Source organism: Myxococcus dinghuensis, from assembly GCF_024198235.1.
GTDB lineage: Bacteria > Myxococcota > Myxococcia > Myxococcales > Myxococcaceae > Myxococcus > Myxococcus dinghuensis.
The window spans coordinates 146,062-169,397 of sequence record NZ_JAKCFB010000013.1 but is presented as its reverse complement, the minus strand read 5'-3'; the positions used below and the strand labels follow the sequence as shown (position 1 = coordinate 169,397).

At 71.8% G+C, this 23,336-nt stretch carries 22 protein-coding genes; 9 read left to right on the top strand and 13 right to left on the bottom strand.

Translation table 11 applies throughout. From position 1 onward, the window contains the following. Window positions 1–16 precede the first annotated feature (16 nt). Entirely contained in the window at window positions 17–451 is a 435-nt protein-coding gene (locus LZ198_RS19305) for a hypothetical protein (protein WP_253973477.1), read from the bottom strand. A 202-nt stretch (window positions 452–653) separates the two neighbouring features. Here LZ198_RS19305 and LZ198_RS19300 point away from each other — a divergent pair, with 202 nt between their 5' ends. Continuing rightward, entirely contained in the window at window positions 654–2,684 is a 2,031-nt protein-coding gene (locus LZ198_RS19300; RefSeq protein ID WP_253973476.1) for a neutral/alkaline ceramidase, read from the top strand. Here the strand turns inward: LZ198_RS19300 and LZ198_RS19295 are convergent. Continuing rightward, complete coding sequence (locus LZ198_RS19295) at window positions 2,671–3,162, bottom strand: PilZ domain-containing protein (protein WP_253973475.1); 492 nt, start codon at window positions 3,160–3,162, stop codon at window positions 2,671–2,673. The genes LZ198_RS19300 and LZ198_RS19295 overlap by 14 nt on opposite strands. 183 nt (window positions 3,163–3,345) lie before the next feature. Then, window positions 3,346–3,801, bottom strand: a complete 456-nt coding sequence (locus LZ198_RS19290) for an antibiotic biosynthesis monooxygenase family protein (RefSeq protein WP_253973474.1) — start codon at window positions 3,799–3,801, stop codon at window positions 3,346–3,348. An 86-nt stretch (window positions 3,802–3,887) separates the two neighbouring features. Between LZ198_RS19290 and LZ198_RS19285 the strand changes: the two genes are divergently transcribed. Continuing rightward, complete coding sequence (locus tag LZ198_RS19285; protein WP_253973473.1) at window positions 3,888–4,661, top strand: helix-turn-helix domain-containing protein; 774 nt, start codon at window positions 3,888–3,890, stop codon at window positions 4,659–4,661. A 6-nt stretch (window positions 4,662–4,667) separates the two neighbouring features. Here the strand turns inward: LZ198_RS19285 and LZ198_RS19280 are convergent, their stop codons facing one another. Continuing rightward, window positions 4,668–5,744 carry a DNA ligase gene (locus LZ198_RS19280; RefSeq protein WP_253973472.1) on the bottom strand — a complete coding sequence of 359 codons (1,077 nt, stop codon included), beginning with the start codon at window positions 5,742–5,744 and terminating at the stop codon, window positions 4,668–4,670. 169 nt (window positions 5,745–5,913) lie between these two features. Between LZ198_RS19280 and LZ198_RS19275 the strand changes: the two genes are divergently transcribed. Next, entirely contained in the window at window positions 5,914–6,399 is a 486-nt protein-coding gene (locus LZ198_RS19275; protein ID WP_253973471.1) for a gluconokinase, read from the top strand. 339 nt (window positions 6,400–6,738) lie between these two features. On the opposite strand, the gene LZ198_RS19270 is transcribed toward LZ198_RS19275, so the two are convergent. Further along, window positions 6,739–7,179 (bottom strand): VOC family protein, encoded by a 441-nt coding sequence (locus tag LZ198_RS19270; protein WP_253973470.1) that lies wholly within the window; start codon window positions 7,177–7,179, stop codon window positions 6,739–6,741. 22 nt (window positions 7,180–7,201) lie between these two features. Next, window positions 7,202–8,149: a LysR family transcriptional regulator gene (locus tag LZ198_RS19265; protein ID WP_253973469.1), complete on the bottom strand. Its 948-nt coding sequence runs from the start codon at window positions 8,147–8,149 to the stop codon at window positions 7,202–7,204. Window positions 8,150–8,270: 121 nt separating this feature from the next. On the opposite strand from LZ198_RS19265, the gene LZ198_RS19260 reads away from it, so the two are divergent. Continuing rightward, the gene (locus LZ198_RS19260; protein WP_253973468.1) at window positions 8,271–9,296 is read left to right on the top strand and encodes a zinc-dependent alcohol dehydrogenase family protein; all 1,026 of its coding nucleotides are present in this window, start codon (window positions 8,271–8,273) and stop codon (window positions 9,294–9,296) included. Between the two features lie 10 nt (window positions 9,297–9,306). On the opposite strand, the gene LZ198_RS19255 is transcribed toward LZ198_RS19260, so the two are convergent. After that, window positions 9,307–9,933 carry a phenylalanine--tRNA ligase beta subunit-related protein gene (locus LZ198_RS19255; RefSeq protein ID WP_253973467.1) on the bottom strand — a complete coding sequence of 209 codons (627 nt, stop codon included), beginning with the start codon at window positions 9,931–9,933 and terminating at the stop codon, window positions 9,307–9,309. A 179-nt stretch (window positions 9,934–10,112) separates the two neighbouring features. Between LZ198_RS19255 and LZ198_RS19250 the strand changes: the two genes are divergently transcribed. Beyond that, on the top strand, window positions 10,113–11,168 hold the full coding sequence (locus LZ198_RS19250) for a zinc-binding dehydrogenase (RefSeq protein ID WP_253973466.1): 1,056 nt from the start codon (window positions 10,113–10,115) through the stop codon (window positions 11,166–11,168). Window positions 11,169–11,339: 171 nt separating this feature from the next. Beyond that, window positions 11,340–12,962, top strand: a complete 1,623-nt coding sequence (locus tag LZ198_RS19245) for an ABC-F family ATP-binding cassette domain-containing protein (protein ID WP_253973465.1) — start codon at window positions 11,340–11,342, stop codon at window positions 12,960–12,962. 48 nt (window positions 12,963–13,010) lie between these two features. On the opposite strand, the gene LZ198_RS19240 is transcribed toward LZ198_RS19245, so the two are convergent. The 6 genes from LZ198_RS19240 to LZ198_RS19215 all read right to left on the bottom strand — a co-directional run bounded on the left by LZ198_RS19240 (window position 13,011) and on the right by LZ198_RS19215 (window position 20,627). Beyond that, window positions 13,011–13,832 carry an SDR family oxidoreductase gene (locus LZ198_RS19240; protein WP_253973464.1) on the bottom strand — a complete coding sequence of 274 codons (822 nt, stop codon included), beginning with the start codon at window positions 13,830–13,832 and terminating at the stop codon, window positions 13,011–13,013. A gap of 31 nt (window positions 13,833–13,863) precedes the next feature. Continuing rightward, a complete protein-coding gene (locus tag LZ198_RS19235; protein ID WP_253973463.1) occupies window positions 13,864–15,465 on the bottom strand; it encodes an AMP-binding protein in 1,602 nt (533 codons plus the stop codon). A gap of 76 nt (window positions 15,466–15,541) precedes the next feature. Then, complete coding sequence (locus LZ198_RS19230; RefSeq protein ID WP_253973462.1) at window positions 15,542–16,708, bottom strand: acyl-CoA dehydrogenase family protein; 1,167 nt, start codon at window positions 16,706–16,708, stop codon at window positions 15,542–15,544. Window positions 16,709–17,007: 299 nt separating this feature from the next. Beyond that, complete coding sequence (locus tag LZ198_RS19225; protein WP_253973461.1) at window positions 17,008–18,447, bottom strand: aldehyde dehydrogenase family protein; 1,440 nt, start codon at window positions 18,445–18,447, stop codon at window positions 17,008–17,010. 10 nt (window positions 18,448–18,457) lie between these two features. Further along, window positions 18,458–19,912 carry an aldehyde dehydrogenase family protein gene (locus tag LZ198_RS19220; protein ID WP_253973460.1) on the bottom strand — a complete coding sequence of 485 codons (1,455 nt, stop codon included), beginning with the start codon at window positions 19,910–19,912 and terminating at the stop codon, window positions 18,458–18,460. A gap of 31 nt (window positions 19,913–19,943) precedes the next feature. Further along, window positions 19,944–20,627 carry a TetR/AcrR family transcriptional regulator gene (locus LZ198_RS19215; RefSeq protein WP_253973459.1) on the bottom strand — a complete coding sequence of 228 codons (684 nt, stop codon included), beginning with the start codon at window positions 20,625–20,627 and terminating at the stop codon, window positions 19,944–19,946. Window positions 20,628–20,733: 106 nt separating this feature from the next. Between LZ198_RS19215 and LZ198_RS19210 the strand changes: the two genes are divergently transcribed. Genes LZ198_RS19210 through LZ198_RS19200 form a run of 3 tightly spaced genes read left to right on the top strand, consistent with a single transcriptional unit; the run spans window position 20,734 to window position 23,328 of the window. Beyond that, window positions 20,734–21,366 carry a phospholipase D-like domain-containing protein gene (locus LZ198_RS19210; RefSeq protein ID WP_253973458.1) on the top strand — a complete coding sequence of 211 codons (633 nt, stop codon included), beginning with the start codon at window positions 20,734–20,736 and terminating at the stop codon, window positions 21,364–21,366. Then, a complete protein-coding gene (locus tag LZ198_RS19205) occupies window positions 21,363–21,971 on the top strand; it encodes a glutathione S-transferase family protein (protein ID WP_253973457.1) in 609 nt (202 codons plus the stop codon). The genes LZ198_RS19210 and LZ198_RS19205 overlap by 4 nt, the downstream gene beginning before the upstream one ends. Before the next feature lie 13 nt (window positions 21,972–21,984). Then, window positions 21,985–23,328: a sensor histidine kinase gene (locus tag LZ198_RS19200; RefSeq protein ID WP_253973456.1), complete on the top strand. Its 1,344-nt coding sequence runs from the start codon at window positions 21,985–21,987 to the stop codon at window positions 23,326–23,328. The last annotated feature ends 8 nt before the right edge of the window (window positions 23,329–23,336 follow it).

Sequence of the window (23,336 nt, the reverse complement as noted above, 5' to 3'; positions counted from 1 at the left end):
TGGGCGTGGCGCTGGCTCAGGGGTGGTTCGGGAAGCGCGCCAGGACCTTCCCTTCCGGCGAGACGGCGTAGAGTTCGTGCCAGTCGAGTGTGGCTCCGCTGCCCGGCGCGATGCGGCCACACCGTTCGGGGCGACGATGGACGCGGACGAAGTACAGGTCCGCGTCCTTGCCCACGACGACCTCCATGGCCTTGGCGGAATAGGCGCAACTGCTCGCGTACTCACGGGGCATGGCCGCGAGCACCTTCTGGCGCGCGGAATGCGCGGCGAGGACCGCGGGCCCGTCGAGCGTAGCCAGGGGTGTCAGCTCCGTGGGCCAACGGATTCCCTCCGCGACCACGTGCGTGGGCGAGGGCGCGACACCCGCATCCGTTCCTCCGTCCAGGTCGGGCTGACGGTCCGCGGGGAGCGTCGACCTCGCTGCCGGCTGTGCGTGAGTCCTGGCTGGCATGGTTCGCATCGAAGTCGAGGCTGGGGGCGGACCCTGGGTGAGGGCAACGGCCGCACCTCCGGGCGAGGCGTTGCTGAGGCGCCATGTGGACTGTGACCCGCCGGACGACCGCTCACCGCGCGCGTGCATTCGGCTCGCGCAGCCCTTATCTCCGAGCCCTCTCTTGCCCTGGCGCGTCCCCTCGGCGCCCTTGGAGGACGGCATGCGCGCGACCCTGTTCCCGCTCACCCTGGCGCTCGGCCTCGTCCTGTCCGCGACGTCATGGGCCACGGGCCCCGTGGCCTCCGCGAGCGCGGACACGTGTGCGGGCAGCTCGCGCTTCCTCGTCGGCGCGGGCATGGCCGACATCACCGGCCCCGCCGCCGAGGTGGGCATGATGGGCTACGCCCAGCTCGCCCAGCAGACCTCCGGCATCCACCAGCGCCTGCGCTCGCGCGCCTTCGTCATCGCCTCGCCCTGCAACGGCCGCCGGGTCGCCTTCGTCAGCGCCGACCTGGGCATGGTCTTCGAGTCCGTGCGCCGCCAGGTCGTCGAGCGCCTGCACGCCCGCTTCGGCGACCTCTACACCGAGGACAACGTCCTCCTCAGCGCCACGCACACCCACTCGGGGCCCGGCGGCTACTCGCACCACACCCTCTACAACCTCACCACCTTCGGCTTCGTCCCCCAGAACTTCGAGGCCATCGTCTCCGGCATCGTCACCTCCATCGCCCGCGCGCACACCCGCCTGGGAGAAGGCACCCTGCGCCTGGCCTCCGGGGACCTCCTCGGCGCCAGCCGCAACCGCTCCCCCCAGGCCTACCTGCGCAACCCCGCCGAGGAGCGCGCCCGCTATCCGCTCGACGTCGACCCCCGCATGACGCTCGTGCGCCTGACGCGCACCGACGGCTCCGACCTGGGCCTCATCAACTGGTTCGCCGTCCACGCCACGTCGATGGGCAACACCCACCACCTCATCAGCGGCGACAACAAGGGCCTCGCCTCCTCCCTCTTCGAGCGGACCCACGACGCCGGCGACACCTTCGTCGCCGCCTTCGCCCAATCCAACGAGGGCGATGTCACCCCCAACATCCTCGGCGGCACGAACGGCGGAGGCGCCGACGACTTCGAGGACACCGAGCTGTCCGCCCGCCGCCAGTACGACTTCGCCACCCGCCTGTGGAACCAGGCCGACCGGCCGCTCACCGGCGGCGTCGACTACCGCCACACCTTCGTGAAGATGGACGCGGTGGACGTCGCCCCCGCCTTCACCGACGGCCCGCCGCGCCGCACCTGTCCCGCCGCCATCGGCCTGTCCATGCTCGCCGGCGCCGAGGACGGCCCGGGCTACGGCGTGGAGGGCGCCTCCTGCGCCGCCATCCACGACCTCTGGAGCCAGTTCACCTGCGCCCTCACCACCACGCCCTGCCAGGCGGAGAAGCCCATCGTCCTCGAGACGGGCACCATGCTCCCCCACCCGTGGTCCCCGGAGGTGTTGCCCCTCCAACTCGTCACCATCGGCCCGCTCGCCCTCGTCGCCGTGCCCTTCGAGCTGACCACCATGGCCGGCCGCCGCCTGCGCGACACCGTGCAGGCCCGGCTCGCCCCGCTCGGCGTCACCGACGTCGTCATCGCCGGCCTCTCCAACGACTACGCCGGCTACGTCGCCACCCGCGAGGAGTACGCCCGCCAGGACTACGAGGGCGCCTCCACCCACTTCGGCCCGTGGACCCTCGCGGCCCTCCAGCAATCCTTCGACGGGCTCGCCACCTCCCTCGTGGAGGGACAGGCCGTGCCCCCGGGCCCCACGCCCACCGACCTGCGCTACGTCCAGGTGGCCCTCCAGCCGGGTGTCGTGTTCGACGACAAGCTGCTCTGGGTCGACTTCGGTGACGTCCTCGCCGACGCCCGCGCCACCTACGCGCGCGGCGACACCGTGAGCGTCACCTTCTGGGGCGGCCACCCGAAGAACGACCTGCACCAGGAGGGCACCTTCCTGCGCGTGCAGCGCAAGGGCTCCATCGGCGCCTGGGTGGACGTGGCGGACGACAGCGACTGGGAGACGCGCTACCTGTGGCAACGCGAGAACTGCGTGCCCACCCTGGGCTGCTCCCACGTCACCGTGGAGTGGCACATCCCCCAGGACGCGACGCCCGGCACCTACCGCCTCCTCCACGAAGGCGAGTGGAAGTCCGGCTGGGACGGCCGCGTGCGCCCGTACTTCGGCGCCTCCCGCGCCTTCACCGTTCGCTGAGCGGCGGCTCCGCGTCGTCGACCGTCGCCGGGGCGTGGAGGCGCACCCGCTCGAACAGCTCGCGCAGCCGGGGCGGGGGCCGCGCGAGCTGCACGCCGATGCCCGGTGAACCACTCCAGACGTGCGCGTGCGCGGCGTCGACGTGGCGCACCACCTCGCCCTCGCAGGCCACGTCCTCTCCCTCCAGCCGCAACGTCAGCGACAGCCGGGTGAGGAGCGGCGGGAAGGGCTCCCGGCAGTGCAGGAACAAGCCGCCCCGCGCCAGCTCCACGCCATGCACGTCCACGCCCTCCGGGTGCTGCACGCGCACGCACCACGGCGCCACGCGCGCCAGCGGCTCCACCCGGTGGCGAGGCGAGAGGCCCGCGCGCCGGGGACACGCGGACCGCGGCGCTTCGTGGCGGTTGCCCAGGTGCGCTCCCTGGGAATGACAGGGGACATCCTCGGCATGGTCCGAAAGACAGAGCTCGCAGTGCATGGTCACCTCGAGCAGACACTGGAACAGCGCGACGCCGTTTCCGGCGAAGGGGGGAGCGTCTCTCTATAGACCGGGCCTGCATCCACGTGCGGACAGCCCCCGCCTCGCGACGCGGCCTCGCGCACTTGCGATGACGGCTAGCGCACAGAGTCTCTCTCAGGCCGAGTGTCCCAGGCGACCCGGCTACTGGAGTTCGCGGGGGGCGATGTAGTCGCCGCGCTCCATCGTCGCGCCCAGCCGCTGGAAGAGCGCCTGCGCGTCGAACCCGATGCGCTGGTTGTGCGCGCGCACGGCCTCGCCGGCCTTGGCCATCGCCTCGGCGCTCTCCCAGGTCGCCATCGTCACGAGGACGAGGGTCCCCGCGTCGCCCTTGCGCTCGAAGACGACGTTGCCCAGGAAGCCGGGCTGCTCGCGCAGGAGCGCGGTGATGCGGTGCATGGCCGTCTCCAGCTCGGCCCGGGAGGCGGTCGGCACGGTGATGCGGTCGATGCGGAAGTGGAGGTTCGGGTGCTGGTCGAGGTCGAGGGGCATCTTCATGGAGGCGGTCCGTTCCGGCGCGTCAGGCGCGGCGTGGGTCGTGGTGCAGGAGGACAGCAGCAGGACGGCCGAGGCCATCCACGGCAGGGCTCGTTTCTTCATGGGCGCAAGGTAATGAGCGGCGCCGGGAGGGGGCTTGGACGAATTCAGTGCGTTCGCCCCCCATGAGGCGCATGCTGGAGGGCGTCATGCGCGTGACGACGTTCGCCCCGGGTCCCAGGCTCGCCCCGTTCGTCCGTGCCTTCGAGGTCGTGGAGGCGCGGGAGCTGGTGACGCGCGTCCTGGTCCCGGAGCCGAGCATCATCGTGGGCTTCCGCTTCGGCGGGACGTCCCAGATGCTCGAGGACGCGCGGACGCTCCCGGTCCCGGACCACGTCATCACCGGGCTGCGCGTGGACGCGCGCCGCATGCGCACGCTGGCGGGGGGGGCCATCATCCTCGCCAAGTTCCACGCGGCCGGCGCGGCCCGCTTCTTCGAGGAGCCCCTGCACGAGCTGCTGGGCGAGACGCTGGCGCTCGAGACGCTGGTGCCCCACGCCGACGTGGACCGCGTGGCGTCGCGCATCGCCGAGGCGGAGGACGATGCCCGGCGCGTGGCGGTCTTCGAGGCGTTCCTGCTCTCGCGCCTGCGCCCCGAACCCGTCAGCGGCGCCGTGCTGGCGGCGGTGCGGGCGGTCCACGAGGAGCCGAGCGCCGTGCGCATCGCGGCGCTCGCGCGCGAGGTGGGGCTGAGCCAGGACGCGCTGGAGAAGGGCTTCCGCCGCGCGGTGGGCGCCTCGCCCAAGCGGCTCGCCTCCATCCTGCGCATGCGGCAGGCCGTCTCCGCGTACCGGCCCGGGATGAGCTTCTCCCGGCTGGCGCACGCCTCCGGCTACTACGACCAGCCCCACTTCAACCGCGAGCTGCGCGCCGTCGTCGGAGAGGCCCCGTCGCGCTTCTTCGGTTCGGGCACGTACTGCTGAGCGCCGTCAGCGCTTCGCCTTCGCCTTCACCGGGAACGCGGGCGCGTCGATGCGGACGCCGACGTAGGACGGGAAGCGCGGCACGCCGTCGTTGGACAGCTCCTGGTAGCGGAAGGTGATGAGCGTGCCCAGGGCGGGAGGCGCCGCGCGCTCCGCGTCCGAGAAGCCCGTGCCCACGTTGAAGCGCTTGCCGTTGCGCAGCTCCACCTCCAGCGCGCCCAGCCGCCCCTTGTGCCGCCCCGCGCCGGCCACGTGCCCGACGACGACGGCCTCGTCGTCCTTGAAGCTCTTCACCTTCAGCAGCGTGTGCGAGCGCCCCACCTCGTACTTCGAGCCCGGCTTGCGCAGCATCAGCCCCTCGCCGCCCAGCCCCTCCACGCGCGCCAGCTCCTCGCGCAGGTGCTCCGTGCCCTGGCAGCGCCCGTGCTCGTGCCACCGCGCATACGTGGGCTTCGCGTCCTCCAGCCACTTGCGGCAGTGCTCCAGCCGGTCCTCGAACGCCCCCGCCACCGCCGGCGCGTCGAACACGACGAAGGCCAGCTCCTTCCAGTCCGGGCTGCGGTCCTGCCGGCGCACCACGCTCACCGTGCGCTGGAAGCGCTTGCGTCCACCGAACAGCTCTCCGTCCAGCGGGAAGTCCGGCAGCCCCGCGGTGAACCAGTCCGGCGCGAAGAACTCGTTGCCCAGGCGCGACCAGAAGCGCTTGCCGTCCCAGTACGCCCGCACGCCGTCGAGCTTCTCGCTCATCCACCAGTCCGTGAGGTCCACGTCGTTCTCCCACGGGTGGGCCAGCAACAGCGGCGGCGCCTTCTCCTCTGCGCCCCCTTCCCCGTCCGCCTCCGCGCCCTGGGGCCTGGCGCGGGTGGGCTTCACGGCGGTGGCGGCGGCGCCGCAGCGGGCGTCCTCCGCGGCGTCTCCGCGCACCCGGCGCAGGTGCTTGCAGGTGCGCCGCTCGATGGCGATGGACTGGTTGCGCCAGGCCGGACAGGAGCACGAGTACACCCCGCCCGTGTTCTTGAGGATGTAGGGCTTGGAGCCCGAACCCTGCACTTCGACCTGCGCGCCGTCCGCGATGTCCGCCACGATGAATCCTCCGTGCCGCGTCCTGAAGCGGCGACGAACCGAAGAGTACCCGCTGGGTCCGACATTCCCAGGACGTAGAGCGGTGGGAATCAAACACCCGAGCGAGTGGCCGGAGACGCCCCTCGGACACACCATGCTGGAATCACCGGGTTCGAGGAGGCCGCACGGGATGGTGGTCATCGTCATGGGAGTCACGGGAGCCGGGAAAACCACGGTCGGCCGGGAGTTGGCGGAGGCGCTCCGCTGGCGCTTCCTGGACGCGGACGACCTGCATTCGCCGGCCAACGTGGCGAAGATGGCGGCGGGTTTCCCGCTGGATGACTCGGACCGTTGGCCGTGGCTGGCCGCCATCCGCGCGCAAATCCAGGAAGCCATCGAGCGCGGGGAAGACCTCGTGGTGGCGTCGTCCGCGCTCAAGCGTGTCCACCGCGACACGCTGGAGGTGGACCCTTCGCAGCTGCGGTGGGTGTACCTGCACGCGCCCAGGGAGGTGTTGGCGCAGCGGGTGTCCCAGCGCCACGGACACTTCATGCCGGCGTCGCTGCTGGACAGCCAGTTGGAGACGCTGGAGGTGCCCCAGCGGGCGATGCCCGTGGACGTGACGCCGCCTCCCGCGGAGGTGGTCGCCCGCATCCGGGAGGGGCTGAAGCTCTAGGGGCCGCGAGGGCTCGACCTGGACCGCCGGCCGAGCCTCGCGTGTTGCCCCGCATCCCGGAGGCCGGCCAGGTCTGTCTCGCTGGCCCGCCCCGAAGCTGTCCATGGATCTGGGCGCCGAACTCACGGGGCCCTGCGCCTGGCACCGGCGCGGCGCCCGTGCCCGACTGGCTCGGGGTGGCGCCGATGCGAGCCGCATCGTCGGCGGGAGCCCGCCACATCACCATGTGACAGCGGTCCAGTGTGAGTGTCGCCGGGGCTCCGTGTCCGCCCCCGTGCCCTTGTCACGCGCTCCGGAATCGGCTTGGCGGCGCGAATCGCCGCCGTCCTTCCGAACGCGTCAGCGCAGCTCCTCGGCCAGCGCGACCATGATGCCCTCGGGGCCGCGGATGTAGCAGAGCCGATAGAGGTCCTCGTACCGGACCACCTCGCCGATGAGCTCCGCGCCGTGGGTGCGCAGGCGGGCGACGACGTCGTCGATGTCTTCGACGGCGAACATGATGCGACGGATGCCCAGCGTGTTCACCGGGGCGTCCTTCGGCTCAAGGCGAGTCGCCGGCGGCGTGTGGAACCTCGTCAGCTCGAGCCGGTTGTGGCGATCCGGGGTCCGCATCATCGCGATGTCGGAGCGGACGTTCTCGAGCCCGACGATGCGGTCGACCCAATGACCCTCGACGGTGGTCTTCCCCTCCAGCTCCATCCCCAGCTCGGTGAAGAACGCGATGGCCGCCGCGAGGTCTTCGACGACGATGCTGACGTTGTCCATTCGTTTGAGCGTCATGGCCGGGAGCATAGCGCCTGGCTCAGCGTGTCCGTCCGGTGTGTGGGCGCGGGGGCTTTCGCGCGGTGCGGGCGAGCCGCTCGGGGATGCGCGCCGCGAGCAGGTCGACGGCCGCGCGCACCTTGGTGGGCAGGTGCTTGTTCTGTGGCCACACGGCGAAGATTTCGTTGCCGTGGCGGCCCGCGGACTCGAGCAGCGCCACCAGCTCGCCTCGGCGCAGCCGCTCCGTGACGAGCCAGCAGGGGAGCCACGCGAGCCCCAGGCCCCGTGTGGCGGCGTCCGCGACGGACTCCAGGTCATCCAGGCGCAGGCGTCCCTGGACGCGGACGGGCGTGTCGCCTCCCTTCCCGTCCGGGAACAGCCACGGCTTGCTGAGGCCATGGCGCCCATAGGTGATGGCCTCGTGGTGGGGCAGGTCCTCGAGCGTCCGGGGGCGACCGCGCCGGGCGAGGTAGTCGGGTGACGCGCAGACGGTCATCATCTGCGCGCCGAGCTTCCGCGCGGTGAGCCCGGCCTGGTCCGCGAGCGGCGCGACGCGGATGGCCAGGTCGTAGCCGTCCTCGATGAGGTCCACCACGCGGTCGCTGAAGGACAGCTCCAGCTCCAGGCCCGGGTGCTCGCGGGCCAGCTCACACAGGAGCGGCGCGACGAGGTGCCGGCCGAACAGCACGGACGCGGTGACGCGCAGTCGCCCCGTGGGCTCGCGGCGTCCGGAGTCGAGCGCGGCCTCCGCGGCCTCCAGCTCCGCGAGGGCGCGCACGCAGCGCTCGTAGAAGACCTGACCGTCCTCGGTGAGGCGCTGCTGGCGCGTGGTGCGCTGGAACAGGCGCGTGCCCAGCCGCTGCTCCAGCCGCGCGATGCTCTTGCCCACGGCGGAGCGGGACAGCCCCATCCGCTGGGCCGCGAGCGCGAAGCCTCCCGCCTCCGCGGCCTGGACGAACGCGTGCACTCCGCTGAGCCGGTCGGTCATGCCGGGCCTCCACTCCATGGGTGAATGTCTGTCGCCAGTGAAGCCCCGAAAGCTCTCCACTGGAGACACCATGGCCTCCGTATATCCCCCGCGCCTCCTGGAGGCACGAGAGGGAGAACACATGGCAGGCGTGATGAAGCGATGGGAGTTGCGGAAGCCGGGCCGCGCGAACCTGGAGCTGGCGAGCGTGGAGATTCCCACCCCGAAGCCGGGCGAGGCGTTGGTGCGCGTGGGCGCGGTGTCGCTCAACTACCGCGAGAAGCTCATCCTCGACGGGCCGGGACCGCTGGCCGCGCCGGGGCCCTTCGTGCCCACGTCCGACATGGCGGGCGAGGTGGTGGCCACGGGCGAAGGGGTCACGCGCGTCAGGAAGGGCGCGCGGGTGCTCGCCCACTTCAGTCCCCCGTGGCTGGATGGGCCGCCTCCCAGGGTGGACGGCATGGTGCCGAGCCTGGGCGGGCAGCTTCCCGGCGTGTTGTCGGAGTACGTGTCCTTCCCGGAGGCCTGGCTCGTCGCCGCGCCCCGGACGCTGGACGACGTGAAGGCGAGCACGCTGCCGTGCGCCGGCCTCACGGCGTGGACGGCGCTGATGGAGCACGGCGCGCCCAGGCCCGGGCAGACGGTGGTGACGCAGGGCACGGGCGGGGTGTCGCTGTTCGCCGTGCAGCTCGCCTCCGCGCTCGGGGCGCGCGTCCTCGTCACGTCGGGGGACGCGGCGAAGCTCGACCGCGTGAAGGCGCTGGGCGCGGCGCATGGCATCCACCGGCGTGAGTCACCGGACTGGGAGCAGGCGGTGCTGGAGCTGACCGGAGGACGCGGCGCGGACGTCATCCTGGAGGTGGTGGGCGGGGACGACCTGGGGCGCTCCGTGCGAGCGCTCGCGAGCGGCGGACGCATCGCCCTCATCGGCATCCTGGAGGGCTTCGACGCGCGCTTCCCCGTGCTGCCGCTGTTCCAGAGCCACGGCGTCATCCAGGGCGTGGCGGTGGGCCACCGGCGCGGCCTGGAGGAGCTGGTCCGCGCGGTGGACACGCTGCGCCTGGACCCGGTGGTGGACGCGACCTATGCGCTGGACGCGTTCCCCCAGGCGCTCGCGCACCTGGACCGGGGGCCCTTCGGCAAGGTGGTGGTGCGCGTGGGGGCGTGAGCGGACGGCGTCAGCGCACGGGCTCCACGGTGGCGCCCGCGCGCTCCAGCAGCTCGCGATACCACGCGAAGGCGCGGGCGGTGCGGTCACCCAGGCTCCTGGCGCCCCAGAGGACGGTGAGGGTGCGGCGCGTGTCCGCGTTCGTCTTGGTGCGCTGGGCGTCCTTCACCGCGTTGGCGCAGGGCCCCTCCGCGTCGAAGAGGCACAGGAGGCCCGCCAGGTCGATGCTCTGCCCGGAGGCGTTGAAGACGTACTGGGCGCCCTCGGGCGCGATGCCGATGCGGAAGGGGGCCCGGGCGCGGTCCAGGTCCACCACGCTGACGGGCAGGCCGCTGTGCAGGGACACCGCGTTGCACAGGTCCACGGCGGTGTTGATGGCGCCGAGCGAGCCGTCGCCCGCGGCGCGCACGAGGTATTCGGAGGCGGGCTTGCCCCGGCCGGTGGGCTTGTAGCCGCCGTGGCGGAGCATGTCGCGGACGGCGCCGCGCACGGCGTCGTCGCTGGAGAGGGGCGCCGCGGCGTCCGGCTTCAGCAGCGCCACGAGCCAGTCCGGCGAGGGCAGCGAGCCCAGCGGCGCGGGGAAGGTGGAGGTGAAGGCCAGCGTGTCCAGGGACGGATGCGGGTCGAGCGTCAGCACGGGCGGACTCTATGCCACGCGCCGCGCGGGGACATCCGCTCTGCGAAATCGCGGAGTGTCACCCTCCGCGCATCCCCGACGCGGGTGCGGGCCCGTCCCCGGGTGCGTGCTAGCGTGCGCGCCTTCCAGTCGTTTCGTTGACGCCCGCTCGTGCGCGACGCGGGCGAGGAGAGCACGCGATGGGAGAGGCGAACCAGCGGACGATGCGGGCGGCGCGCTTCGACACGGCGGCGAAGACGCTGACGGTGACGGACGTGCCCGTCCCCAAGCCGGGCCCCGGTGAGGTCCGCGTGAAGGTGAAGGCGTGTGGCATCTGCCTGTCGGATGCGCACCTCATCGACGGCTCGCTGCCGTCGCCCCTGCCCGTGGTGACGCCGGGGCACGAGTCGGCCGGCGTCATCGACGAGGTGGGCATCGGCGTGCCGCGCTGGAAGCCGGGGACCCGCGTGGCCATCGCGGGCGGCAAGCCCTGTGGCCGCTGCGCGAAGTGCTCCAACGGCCAGCCCCAGGAGTGCCTGGACTTCCTCATCATGGGCTTCCACTACGACGGCGCGTGGGCCGAGTACGTCGTGGTGCCGTACCACGCGCTGGTGGAGGTGCCGGAGGGGCTGCCCTTCGAGCAGGCCGCCATCCTCGCGGACGCGGTGGCCACGCCCTACGCGGGCCTCGTGGACCGGGCGGGGCTGCGGCCCGCGCAGTCGGTGGGCCTGTGGGGCATCGGCGGGCTCGGCGTCCACGCGGTGCAGATCGCCCGCATGCTGGGCGCGGCGCCCATCCTCGCCTTCGACACCAACGAGGCGGCGCGCGCCCGGGCGCTGGAGTTCGGCGCGGACGTGGCGTTGGACCCGCGCTCCCCGGACGTGCGCGACCAGATCCTGAAGCACACCAACGGGTTGGGCCTGGACGTGGCGGTGGACCTGGTGGGCGCCAACGTGGTGCTGGCCCAGGCCGCCAAGAGCCTGGGGCGCTTCGGCAAGGCGGTGATGGTGGGCCTGTCGCCGGAGCCCATCCAACTGGGCCCCGGCTCCGTGTTCGGGGTGCGCTCCCAGGAGCTGCTCGGCCACCTCGGCTACGAGAAGAAGCACCTGGATCAGCTCGTCCGGCTGGTGGGGACGAAGCGGCTGGACGTCTCCCGGTCCGTGAGCGCGACGCTGCCCCTGGAGGACGTGGCCAAGGGGGTGGAGCGGCTGGTGAAGAAGGAGGGCAACCCCATCCGGCTGGTGGTCGTCCCCTGAGCGTGGGAGGGGGGCTGGGCGCGTCACGCCCCCGTGCCGCCGGCCCGCCGACCCCCCGGCCGGCCGGTCCCGGGCATGAGAACCCGCGTCTTGCGGGTTCGGAAGAGTCCTCCCCGGGCGCCCCTCGTGGCATAAGGACGCCGCGCCCGCTTCCCGGGCCCCCCTACGCACATGATTCGTCTCGACAACATCAGCAAGCAGCACGGCCAGCAGATTCTCTTCATCGAGGCCTCGGCCGCCCTCCACAAGGGGGAGAAGGTGGGCCTCGTGGGGCCCAACGGGGCCGGCAAGTCGACGCTGTTCCGGATGATCACGGACCAGGAGCACCCGGACGAGGGCCAGGTCGCCGTCGACCGGGGCGTCACCATCGGCTACTTCAGCCAGGACGTCGGTGAGATGGCCGGCCGCAGCGCCGTCTCCGAGGTCATGGACGGCGCCGGCCCGGTGAGCGTGGTGGCGGCCGAGCTCAAGGAGCTCGAGGCGGCCATGGCGGACCCGGACAAGGCGGACGAGATGGAGAAGCTCGTCGAGCGCTACGGCCTGGTGCAGGGGCGCTTCGAGGAGCTGGGCGGCTACGCGCTGGAGGGCCGCGCGCGGGAGATCCTCGCGGGCCTGGGCTTCAGCGAGGAGATGATGGACGGCGACGTGGGCGCGCTGTCCGGCGGTTGGAAGATGCGCGTGGCGCTGGCCCGCATCCTCCTCATGCGGCCGGACGCGATGCTGCTCGACGAGCCCTCCAACCACCTGGACCTGGAGAGCCTCATCTGGCTGGAGGGCTTCCTCAAGGGGTACGAGGGCGCGCTGCTGATGACCTCGCACGACCGCGAGTTCATGAACCGCATCGTCACCAAGATGGTGGAGATCGACGGCGGCACGCTGACCACGTACGCCGGCAACTACGAGTTCTACGAGCAGCAGCGCGCGCAGAACGAGAAGCAGCAGCAGGCGCAGTACGAGCGCCAGCAGGCCATGCTCGCCAAGGAGCTGAAGTTCATCGAGCGCTTCAAGGCGCGCGCCTCGCACGCGGCGCAGGTGCAGAGCCGCGTGAAGAAGCTGGAGAAGATCGAACGGGTGGAGCCGCCCAAGCGCCGCCAGACGGTGCTGTTCGAGTTCCAGCCCGCGCCGCGCTCCGGCGACGACGTGGTGAGCCTGAAGGCCGTGCACAAGGCCTACGGCAAGCGGCGCATCTACGAGGGCATGGACTTCCTCGTCCGGCGCGGCGAGCGCTGGTGCATCATGGGCGTCAACGGCGCGGGCAAGTCCACGCTGCTGAAGCTGGTGGTGGGCGCGACGGAGCCGGACACCGGCATGGTGACGATGGGCGGCAGCGTGAAGCTGGGCTACTTCGCCCAGCACGCCATGGACCTGCTGGACGGCGAGCGCACCGTGTTCCAGTCGCTGGAGGACGCGTTCCCCCGCGCGGGCCAGGGCTCGCTGCGCGCGCTGGCGGGCTGCTTCGGCTTCTCCGGTGACGAGGTGGAGAAGAAGTGCCGCGTGCTGTCCGGCGGCGAGAAGGCCCGCCTGGTGATGGCGAAGATGCTCTTCGACCCGCCCAACTTCCTGGTGCTGGACGAGCCCACGAACCACCTGGACATGGCGACGAAGGAGATGCTCATCACCGCCCTGTCCCAGTACGAGGGGACGATGTTGTTCGTCTCCCACGACCGCCACTTCCTGGGCGCGCTGTCCAACCGCGTGCTGGAGCTGACGCCGGACGGCATCCACCAGTACGGCGGCGGCTACACCGAGTACGTCGCGCGCACGGGCCACGAGGCCCCGGGCCTGCGCACCTGAGCCGTGCCCCCGGGGCGCGGTGACTCACGCGCCCCGGGCCCCGCCTCCTCAGTCGAGGAAGTAGTCGGGCATCAGCTCCGCGCCCTTCTCCACGGCGTACGGGTCGAAGTCGGTGACGCCGCGCGAGCGCAGCAGGTCCTCGTCGATGAAGAACTGGCCCGTCACCTCGCGGCTGTTGGTCGTGAGGATGGCGTGCGCGGCGTCCGCCATGATGTCCGGGGTGCGGCAGCCGCGGGCGGCCTCCTGTCCCCCAATCATGGCCATGGCCGCCGTCCAGATGGTGGTGCGCGGCCAGAGCGCGTTCACCGCCACGCCCTGGTCCTTGAACTCGGCGGCCATGCCGAGCACGCACATGCTCATCCCGTACTTCGCCATGGTGTAGGCGACGTGGTTGGCGAACCACTTCGGGTCCAGGCTCAGCGGCGGGGAGAGGTTGAGGATGTGCGGGTTCTTCGCGCGCAGGAGGTGCGGCAGGCACGCCTGGGACGTGGCGTAGGTGCCGCGCGCGTTGACCTGGTTCATCAGGTCGTACTTCTTCATCGGCGTCTCGAGCGTGCCGGTGAGGCTGATGGCGCTCGCGTTGTTCACGCAGATGTCGATGCCGCCGAACTTCGCCACCGCCTGCTCCACGGCGGCGGCGAGCTGGTCCTCGTAGCGGATGTCGACCATCAACGGGAGCGCCTTGCCGCCCGCCTTCTCGATGTCCTCCGCCGCGCTGTGGATGGTGCCGGGCAGCTTGGGGTGGGGCTCGGACGTCTTCGCCGCGATGACGATGTTCGCCCCGTCGCGCGCGGCGCGCAGCGCGATGGCCTTGCCGATGCCCCGGCTCGCGCCGGTGATGAACAGCGTCTTTCCTTGAAGGGTGCTCACGCTTGCCTCGTGGGTGACGGTGGAGCGGGGCTCAGGTGGCCCCGGGGGTGTCCTCGTAGTGCCGTTCGTACTGCTGGCGGAGGACGAACTTCTGGGCCTTGCCGGTGCTCGTCTGGGGCATGGCGTCCAGCAGGACGACGGACTTGGGGACCTCGAACCCGCCCAGGTGCTGGCGGCAGTGGGTGACGATGTCCGCGGGCGTCGCCGCGGCGCCGGGCTTGAGCACGACGAAGCCGGTGACGGCCTCCGCCCAGCGCGCGTGGGGCAGGCCCACCACGGCGACCTGGAGCACCGCGGGGTGGCGCAGGAGGACCTCCTCGACCTTGATGGACGGGACGTTCTCCCCGCCGGTCTTGATCATGTCCTTCTTGCGGTCCACGAAGAGCAGCTGGCCGTCGCCGTCGAACATGCCCAGGTCGCCGGTGTGGTGCCAGCCGAACGCGCGCGCCCTCTGCGTGGCCTCCGGGTCCTTGTAGTAGCCGAGCATGACGTTGGGCCCGCGGTGGACGATTTCGCCCACCTCGCCGCGCCCGAGCAGCCGGCCCTCGTCGTCCATGACGGCCGTCTCGTTCGTCACCACCGAGTCGCCCCAGTACGAGCCGAACCGCTTGAGCTGCTGCTCCGGCTTGAACATGGTCGTCGCCGGGTACATCTCCGTCTGGCCGGACGCGAGCGCGAAGCCGCCGGGACAGAACTTCTCCAGCAGCTCCACGAGCATCGTGCGCGCCATGGGCGCCATCACGTACAGACACAGCCGCAGGCTGGACAGGTTCGTGGTCGCGCGCGCCGGGTGGGCGAGCATCGCGCCGTACATGATGGGCAGGCCCAGCAGGAACGTGATTGCCCGCCGCTCGACGGTCTCCAGCATCGCGCCCGGCTCGAAGACGCGCCGCACGACGACCGTCCCGCCCGCCAGGAGGAACGTCATGGAGATGGCGTGCTGCGCGCAGTGGAACATGGGCAGCACGCAGAGGGTCGAGTCCCCCGGCCGCATCCCCAGCTCGTAGAGGTTGCCCATCAACGCCGAGTGCACGGACCCGTGCGAGTGCATCACGCCCTTCTGCTGCCCGGTGGTGCCGCTCGTGTACATGATCTGCGCCATCGTGGTGCTCGGCACGTCCAGCTCGGGCGGGGTGGCGTGCTGGCCCCGCAGCGTGTCGAGGAACGCGGTGGTGTCCCCGCCCGGAGCCACCTGGCCCTCGGGGACGCAGACGATGACGCGCAGGCCCAGCGCGTCGACCATCGCCCGCAGGTCCGCCCGGGCGAGGAACTCCGCGTCGATGACGAGGTGGGTCGCCTCCGCGTGCTCCAGGATGTAGCGCGTGCCGGCCACGGACAGGCCGGTGTTGATGGGCACCCAGACGAGGCCCGCCTTGTAGATGCCGAGGAAGGCGGTGACCATCTGCGCGGAGTTGCCGCAGAACATGGCGACGCGCGCGCCCGGGGGCAGGCCCTGCGCGAGCAGGTAGTGGGCGAACGCGTTCGTGCGCCGCTCCAGCTCCGCGTAGGACAGCTCCAGCTCGCCGTCGACCAGGGCGAGGCGCTCCGGCCAGCGCAGGGCCGACCTCCGGACGGCGTCTCCCAGCAGGACTCGGCTGATGCGCGGGTAGTGCGCGTCGTGGGTCGCGGACATGGCGTGCTCCTCTCCGCCCGGGGGGCGCGTGGTGTGGTGGTGTGATGTCCCCCCGTTGGGAATCGAAGCGGTGTCGTCAGCCGCGCGGCTTGCGGGGCAGGGTGCCCATGGCCTTGCTGATGATGCCCAGCATGACCTCGTCGGCGCCGCCGCCGATGGACCCCAGGCGCAGGTCGCGGTGCGCGCGCGCCAGCGGGTTGTCCCAGGTGAAGCCCATGCCGCCCCAGTACTGGAGGCACCCGTCCACCAGCTCGCGCGCGAGCCGGCCGGACTTCAGCTTGCACATGGAGGCCAGCTTGACGACCTCCGGGTCGTCCTTGTTCTCCACGTACATCCCCACGGCGCGGTAGATGAGCGCGCGCAGCGCCTCCACCTCCGTCTGCAGCTCCGCGAGCCGGAAGTGCACGGACTGGTTGTCGAGGATGGACGCGCCGAAGGCCTTGCGCTGCCGCGCGTACTCCGCCGTCTGCGCGATGAGCCGGTCGAAGGTGACCAGCGTGCTGGCGGAGACGAACAGCCGCTCCTCCTGGAACTGCTGCATCTGCATGGCGAAGCCGCGCCCCTCCTCGCCGATGCGGAAGCGCGCCGGCACGCGCACGCCGTCGAAGAACAGCTGCGCCGTGTCCGACGCCCACATGCCCAGCTTGCGGATCTTCGCCTTGGTGATGCCCGGGCGGTCCATGGGCACGATGATGAGCGACTTGTTCGCGTGCGCCGGGCCCTCGCCCGTGTTGGCGAGCAGGCACACCCAGTCCGCCTGCATGCCGTTGGTGATCCACATCTTGCTGCCGTCGACGACGTAGTCGTCGCCGTCGCGGCGCGCGGTGGTCGTCACGGACGCCACGTCGGAGCCGGCGCCCGGCTCGCTCACCGCGATGGAGCACACCCGCTCGCCCGTGAGCGTGGGCGCGAGGAACTCCCGCCGCAGCTCGTCGCTGCCGAAGCGCGCCAGCGCCGGCGTCGCCATGTCCGTGACGACCCCGATGGCCATGGGCAGCGCGCCGCACGTGCAGTGGCCCAGCTCCTCCGCGAACGCCACGGAGAACGACGCGTCCAGCCCCAGCCCGCCGAACTCCGGGGGCTTGGTGATGCCGAGCAGCCCCAGCTCGCCCAGCTTCCGGAAGACCTCCTTCGCCGGGAAGAGCTCGGCCGCCTCCCACGCGTCGACATGCGGGTTGAGTTCCTGCTCGACGAACTTGCGGACCGTCTGGCGGATGGCGCGGTGTTCCTGGGTCTGCTGCATGGGCTTCCTCGGTGGGCGCGGGAGCGGGCGAAGGCTCAGTGATGCGGTCCTGTGACTCCGGCGGGGCGCGCGCACGGCACACGCGACGACCCCGCGAGCGAGGGACCGGGGATGCAGTGCGTCAATCTGGGGAGGTCGTCGTCGGGGAAGTGGGAGGTCTTGCCGGGACTCAGCAATCGAACGTCCATCACACCTCTCACGACGATGAGTGGGGAGTCTGGGGGGGCTCCCCTAAAAAAGCAAGCATGATTGCTTGTTTTGGCGCCGAGGCCGGGCGACCCCACCTGGGCGGAGGGGAATCACTCGAAGAGGCGGCTGGCCAGGCGGGCCAGCCTGCGCGCCTTGTCGGTGTACGGGGGGAACAGCAGGTGGGCGAGCGACGTGCGGCCCTGGCGCAGCACCGCGCGCTCGTGGCTGAAGGTCCGGAAGCCCGTCTCGCCGTGGTACGCGCCCAGGCCGCTGGCGCCGACGCCGCCGAAGGGCAGGTGGGGGTTCGCGTTGTGGAGCACCACGGTGTTGACGCAGGAGCCGCCCGCGCTCGTCTGCCGCAGCAGCCGCTCCACCGTCGCGTCGTCCTTGCCGAAGACGTAGAGGGCCAGGGGCTTGCCGCCCGCGCGCACGTGCGACACGACCTCGTCGAGCGACTCGTAGCGCAGCACCGGCAGCACCGGGCCGAAGATCTCCTCCTCCATGATGGGGGCGTCCGGCGCCACGTCCGCCAGCACCGTGGGCGCGATGAAGCGCGTCTCCGCGTCCACGCCGCCGCCGGCGACCACGCGCGCGCCCGCCGCCACCGTCCGGTCGAGCAGCCCGCGCACGCGCGCGAAGGCGCCGTCATCCACCATGCGGCAGAAGTCGGGGCTCGCGCGGCGCGCCTCCTCGGAGCGCCCGTAGAAGCGCTCCAGCGAGGCCTTCAGCGCCGCCAGCAGCGCCTCCTCGCGCGAGGCGTGCACCCAGACGTGGTCCGGCGCGATGCACGTCTGGCCGCCGTTGAGGTACTTGCCCCAGGCGATGCGCTCCGCCGCCGCGTCGATGTCCGCCGTCACGTCCACCACGGCCGGCGACTTGCCGCCCAGCTCCAGCGTCACGCCCGCCAGGTGCCTCGCCGCGGCCTCCATCACCCGGCGCCCCACCCGGGGCCCGCCGGTGAAGAAGAAGTGGTCGAAGGGCAGCCGCAGGAGCGCCTCGCCCACCTCCGCGCCGCCCTCCACCAGCACCACCTCGTCCTCGGGGAAGGCGTCGCGAATCAGGTCCGCCAGGAAGCGCGTGGTGCGCGGCGTCTTCTCGCTGGGCTTGCACATCACGGTGTTGCCCGCGGCGACGGCGGCGACGAGCGGCGACACCAGCAGGTTGAACGGGTAGTTCCACGGGGCCATCACCAGCACGGTGCCCCGGGGCTCGGCGCGCACGTGGCTGGACGTCCCCGCGAGCATCAGCGGCGTGGCCACCTTGCGCGCCTTCATCCAGCCCTTGAGGTGCTTGCGCACGTGCTCCAGCTCCTGGAGCACCGGCAGCACCTCCGTGGCCTCCACCTCCGCGCCCGGCTTGCGGAAGTCCGCGTGCAGGGCCTCCGCCAGCGCGTCGCGGCGCCCGAGGATGAGGGCCTTGAGCTTCTCCAGCCGCTCCAGCCGCTCGGCGGGGCCACGCTCGGCCACGTCCCAGCGCCGGGCCCGCAGGCGGTCGAACGCCTCCTGCAGGCCCCTGGGGACCAGCTCCTCCTCCAGCTTCACCACGCGCATCCCGGGGCTCCTATTCCATCAGCCGGCTGGCGCGGGAGGCCCACTCCTGCGCCTTTCCGCGGTACGGCGGGAAGAACACCGCGGCGAGCGACTTCATCCATTGCACCGACACGGCCCGCTCGTGACTGAAGGTGCGGAAGCCGTAGACGCCGTGGTAGTTGCCCAGGCCACTCACGCCCACCCCGCCGAAGGGCAGGTTCGGGTTCGCCACGTGGATGAGGACGTTGTTCACCACCGCCCCGCCGGAGGTGGTGTGGCGGAACACCTCCTCGATGGCCCGCTTGTCCTGGCTGAAGACGTAGAGCGCCAGCGGCTTGTCCCCGCGCTGGATGTGCGCGTAGACCTCGTCCCGGGAGCGGAAGGTCATCACCGGCAGCACGGGTCCGAAGATTTCGCCCTCCATCACCGCCATGTCCGGCGTCACGCCCGTCAGCACGGTGGGCGCCAGGTAGCGCGAGGGGCCGTCCCCCAGCCCGCCCGTCTCCACCTTCGCGCCCGCGGCCACGGAGCGGTCCACCAGGTCCTTCACCCGGCGCCACGCCGCGGCGTCCACCAGCCGGGAGAAGTCGGGGCTGGCCTGCCGCTCGGGCTCCGTCTCGCCGTAGAAGCGGGTGATGACCGCCTTGAGCGCATCCACGAAGGCCTGCGCGCGCGACTCGTGCACGAAGACGTAGTCCGGCGCCACGCACGTCTGGCCGCCGTTGATGAACTTGCCCCACGCCAGCCGCTCCGCCGCGGCCCGCACGTCCGCGGACTCGTCGACGATGACGGGCGACTTGCCGCCCAGCTCCAGCGTCACGCTGGACAGGTGCTTCGCCGCGGCCTCCATCACCTTGCGGCCGATGCGCGGGTTGCCGGTGAAGAAGAAGTGGTCGAAGGGCAGCTCCAGCAGCGCCTCCGCCGTCTCCACGCCGCCCTCGAACAGCGCCACCTCGTTCTCCGGGAACACGTCGCGAATCAGCCGCGCCAGGAACCGCGAGGTGTGCGGCGTCTTCTCGCTGGGTTTACACATGACGGTGTTGCCCGCGGCGATGGCGGCGATGAGCGGCGCCATCAGCAGCTGGAAGGGATAGTTCCAGGGCGCCAGGACGAGCACCACGCCGCGCGCCTCGTAGCGCACGTGCGCGGACGAGCCCGCCAGCAGCAGCGGCGTGCCCACGCGCGTGGGCTTCATCCACGACTTGAGGTGCTTCACCGTGTGGTTCAGCTCCTCCAGCGTGGGGTGCACCTCCGTCAGCTCCACCTCCAGCGCGGGCTTGCGGAAGTCCTGGTGGATGGCCTCGGCCAGCTCCTCGCGGCGGGCGATGATGGCCTCGCGCAGCTTCTTGAGCCGGGCGACGCGCTCGGCGGCGGTGGTGCGCGACATCGTCCAGCGGTGCGCGCGCTGGGCCTGGAACACCGTGAGGATGCGCGAGGCTTCCAGGGACGGCTTCGACTCGACGGCTGAGGGGACGGCCTCCAGCATGGTGGGCTCCTGGGGTGTGGTGAAGCGGGGTTCAGCGGGCCTCGAGCCCGCGCAAGAGGGTGGTGAGGGCCGCCGTCAGCTCGGCCGTGAAGTCGATGCGCAGGGGGGCCATGTGCGGCGCGGCGAGCACCGCGCGCGCCACCGGCGCCACGTCCGCCATCTGTCGCAGCCCCGTCACCAACGCGTGCAGGTGCAGGAGCAGGCGCGGGCCTTCGCCCGGACGCAGGAACGGCACCAGCGCCTCCAGCCTCGCGCCCACGCGCGACAGGGCCTCCAGGAGCCGCTCCTTGAAGCGCCGCGTCTGCTCCTCCGTGACGTTCTGCTCGAGCACCGTCTGGAGCATCGCCAGCAGGCGCGTCAGCGACTCTTCGCCGACGAGCGAGTCCGCCACCTCACGCGCCAGCCGCGGTCCCGTCCATGGCGCGTCCGCGGCCCGCCCGAGGAGCGCCTCCAGCCGCGCGAGCCACGCGAACAGCAGGTCCTCCAGCAGCGCGAGGAACAGCGCCTCCTTCGTGGGGAAGTAGAGGAACACCGTCCCCTTCGCCAGGCCCGCCCGCTCCGCCACGTCCGCCATCTTCACCGCGCCGTAGGACGTCTCCCGGTACAGCCCGAGCGCCTCGGTCAGCAGCAGGCGCCGCCGCGCCTCCTTGTCCTCGTCCCTCAACGCCCGCTTCGGCGCCTCCCGCCCCAGCCGTGGCTCCAGGTTGCTGACCATGGGTCATGAGTAGGTGACGCCCAGACGCTCCGTCAAGTGACCTCGGGTCATTTCTGGGGACGGCCGGGTTTGAGGTGAGGTGGTTGGGTGTGGGATGTTGGTGGACATGCGACCCATCGAGGCGGAGTTGCTGTCCGGGAGCGACCTGTACCGCGAGGTGGTGCTGGAGAAGCTGCTGCACGCGCGCGAGTCGGTGTGGCTGGCCACGGCGAACGTGAAGGCGATGTACGTGGAGTCGAAGGGGCGCTTCGTGCCGTTGGTGGAGGTGTTGGACGGGCTGGCGGCGCGGGGCGTGTCGCTGCGGCTGTTGCACGCGGAGCTGCCCAGCCATCCGTTCCGGGCGGCCTTCGACGCGCGGGCGCGCCTGGTGGAGGGCGGCCTTTCGCTCAAGGTCTGTCCCCGGGTCCACTTCAAGGCGGTGCTCGTGGACGGGGCGTGGGTGTACCTGGGGAGCGCCAACCTCACGGGGGCCGGGCTGGGCGCCAAGGCGGACACCGCGCGCAACTTCGAGCTGGGCTTCGCCACGGAGGACTTCGACGTCATCGACCGGGTGACGGCGCTCTACGAGGCCATCTGGAGCGGGGCGGAATGCAAGGGGTGCCGGCTGCGCGCGGTGTGTCCGGACCCCATCGGCGCGGCCCCCACGAAGCGCCGGGAGATGCGAAGCTCGCGCCGCGCCGGGCGGCTGGGCAAGGCCCGTCGGCTCGCGCGCCACACCTCGGAGTCACCCCGCAGATGATGAAGCTCTACTTCGCCCCCAACTCCCGAGCCACCCGCCCCCGCTGGGTGCTCGAGGAGCTGGGCGTGCCCTACGAGCTGGTCCCGGTCGACGTGCTGCAGCGCGAGCACAAGCGCCCCGAATACCTGCGCATCCACCCGCTGGGCTCGCTGCCCGCCCTCGAGGACGACGGCCACCCGATGTTCGAGTCCGCCGCCATCCTCATGCACGTGGCGGACAAGTATCCGGACAAGGGCCTGGCCCCCACGCATGGCTCACCCGAGCGCGCGGAGTATTACCAATGGCTCATGTTCTGTATGGCGACCATGGAGCCGCCGCTGTCCGCCTACTCGGCGCACAGCCGCTACCTCCCCGAGCATGAGCGGGTCCCCGCGGAGGCGGAGCGGGGGAAGAAGCGCTTCACGGACATCTCCCGCGTGCTGGAGACGCGGCTGTCGGGCCGCGAGTTCCTCGTCGGCGAGCGCTTCACCGCCGCGGACGTGGTGATGGCCTCCATCCTCAACTGGGCCTCGGGCATGGGCCTGCTCGCGGACTTCCCGGTGCTGCGCGCGTACATGGAGCGCCAGCTGGCCCGCCCCGCCGCGCGTCGGGCCCTCCAGGCCTAGGGGAGGGGGCGACGTGCCGTTGTTCAGCGCCGTCACGGGGCCGGGGGGAGCCGTCATCGAGCCGCACCTGGGCTTGAAGCGCCGGGGCTTCATCGTGTCGGCGGGGGTCATCCTGTTGTCGGTGCTCACGCAGCCGCTGATGTTCGGCCGCTTCGTGCCGGAGGTGCTGTTCATCCACGTGGGCTGGTCCGCGCTGCTCGTGGGCATCGCCCTGGTGATGCGGCCTTGGAAGCTGTCCATCCAGCGCGTGAGCACCCTCTCCGGCGTGTTCAGCCTGGCCGCGCTCGCGCTGGACATCTTCTTCACCGGGGGGCTGTCGAGCCCGCTGTTCCCGCTGCTGCTCGCCATGCCGCTCATCGTCGGCGTCTTCACGCCGGGAGACCTGGTGACGGTGTGGGCCATGGTGCTGCTCACGCTGGTGGGCGTGGTGGGCGCGGCGTGGTGGGCGGACGGCGAGCCCCACGAGATGACGGGGCAGGTCACCGTCTTCCTCTTCATGGCGTGGGTGGCCATCTTCGGCGGGAAGCTGTACCGGCGCATGCGCATCGCCGAGCGCCAGGCGGAGCGCGAGCGCACGGCGGCGCTGGAGCGGCTGGCGCGGAGCGAGCGGCTGCGCGCCGAGGCCGAGCGCAGCTACTCGGAGACGGAGCGGCTGGCGCTGATGGGGCGGCTGGCCGCGGGCGTGGCGCACGAGGTGAACAACCCGCTGGCCTACGTGAAGTCCAACCTGCACTTCCTGACGGACGCGCTGAGGGACCCCGCGCCGGACCTGGAGGAGCTGCAGCGCGTGCTCGACGAGACGGGGCAGGGCGTGCTGCGCATCCAGCAGATCGTCACCGACCTGAAGCGCTTCTCCCGCGAGACGACGGACACGGACGAGGCGTGCTCGCTGGAGGACGCGCTGGGGGAGGCGGAGCGGCTGGCCTCGGTGCGCCTGCGCAGCCTGTGCCGCGTGGTGCGCGAGGTGGCCCTGGACGTGCCGCGCGTGCGGTTGAGCCAGCGGCACCTGGTGCAGGTGGTGGTGAACCTGCTGCTCAACGCGGCGGACGCGCTCGACGCCGCCCAGTTCCAGCCCCAGGCGGGGCGCCACCCCTGCGTCGTCGTGCTGCGGGCGCGGCGCGAGGAGGGCGGGGTGGTGCTGGAGGTGGAGGACAACGGCCCTGGCATCCCCGACGCCGTCCTGCCGCGCATGTTCGACCCCTTCTTCACCACCAAGTCCGCGGGCAAGGGCACCGGCCTGGGGCTCGCGCTGTGCCGCGAGTACCTGGCCCGCGTCGGCGGCTCGCTGGCCGCGGAGAACCGGCCGGGGGGCGGCGCGCGCTTCGTGCTGCGCCTGCCGGCCGCCAGCCCGAGCTGACCGGGCCC

Coding starts and splice junctions, on each gene's coding strand:
- LZ198_RS19305 (WP_253973477.1), bottom strand. CDS start 451: ATGCCAGCCAGGACTCACGCACAGCCGGCAGCGAGGTCGACGCTCCCC.
- LZ198_RS19300 (WP_253973476.1), top strand. CDS start 654: ATGCGCGCGACCCTGTTCCCGCTCACCCTGGCGCTCGGCCTCGTCCTG.
- LZ198_RS19295 (WP_253973475.1), bottom strand. CDS start 3,162: ATGCACTGCGAGCTCTGTCTTTCGGACCATGCCGAGGATGTCCCCTGT.
- LZ198_RS19290 (WP_253973474.1), bottom strand. CDS start 3,801: ATGAAGAAACGAGCCCTGCCGTGGATGGCCTCGGCCGTCCTGCTGCTG.
- LZ198_RS19285 (WP_253973473.1), top strand. CDS start 3,888: ATGCGCGTGACGACGTTCGCCCCGGGTCCCAGGCTCGCCCCGTTCGTC.
- LZ198_RS19275 (WP_253973471.1), top strand. CDS start 5,914: ATGGTGGTCATCGTCATGGGAGTCACGGGAGCCGGGAAAACCACGGTC.
- LZ198_RS19270 (WP_253973470.1), bottom strand. CDS start 7,179: ATGACGCTCAAACGAATGGACAACGTCAGCATCGTCGTCGAAGACCTC.
- LZ198_RS19265 (WP_253973469.1), bottom strand. CDS start 8,149: ATGACCGACCGGCTCAGCGGAGTGCACGCGTTCGTCCAGGCCGCGGAG.
- LZ198_RS19260 (WP_253973468.1), top strand. CDS start 8,271: ATGGCAGGCGTGATGAAGCGATGGGAGTTGCGGAAGCCGGGCCGCGCG.
- LZ198_RS19250 (WP_253973466.1), top strand. CDS start 10,113: ATGGGAGAGGCGAACCAGCGGACGATGCGGGCGGCGCGCTTCGACACG.
- LZ198_RS19245 (WP_253973465.1), top strand. CDS start 11,340: ATGATTCGTCTCGACAACATCAGCAAGCAGCACGGCCAGCAGATTCTC.
- LZ198_RS19235 (WP_253973463.1), bottom strand. CDS start 15,465: ATGTCCGCGACCCACGACGCGCACTACCCGCGCATCAGCCGAGTCCTG.
- LZ198_RS19230 (WP_253973462.1), bottom strand. CDS start 16,708: ATGCAGCAGACCCAGGAACACCGCGCCATCCGCCAGACGGTCCGCAAG.
- LZ198_RS19225 (WP_253973461.1), bottom strand. CDS start 18,447: ATGCGCGTGGTGAAGCTGGAGGAGGAGCTGGTCCCCAGGGGCCTGCAG.
- LZ198_RS19220 (WP_253973460.1), bottom strand. CDS start 19,912: ATGCTGGAGGCCGTCCCCTCAGCCGTCGAGTCGAAGCCGTCCCTGGAA.
- LZ198_RS19215 (WP_253973459.1), bottom strand. CDS start 20,627: ATGGTCAGCAACCTGGAGCCACGGCTGGGGCGGGAGGCGCCGAAGCGG.
- LZ198_RS19210 (WP_253973458.1), top strand. CDS start 20,734: ATGCGACCCATCGAGGCGGAGTTGCTGTCCGGGAGCGACCTGTACCGC.
- LZ198_RS19205 (WP_253973457.1), top strand. CDS start 21,363: ATGATGAAGCTCTACTTCGCCCCCAACTCCCGAGCCACCCGCCCCCGC.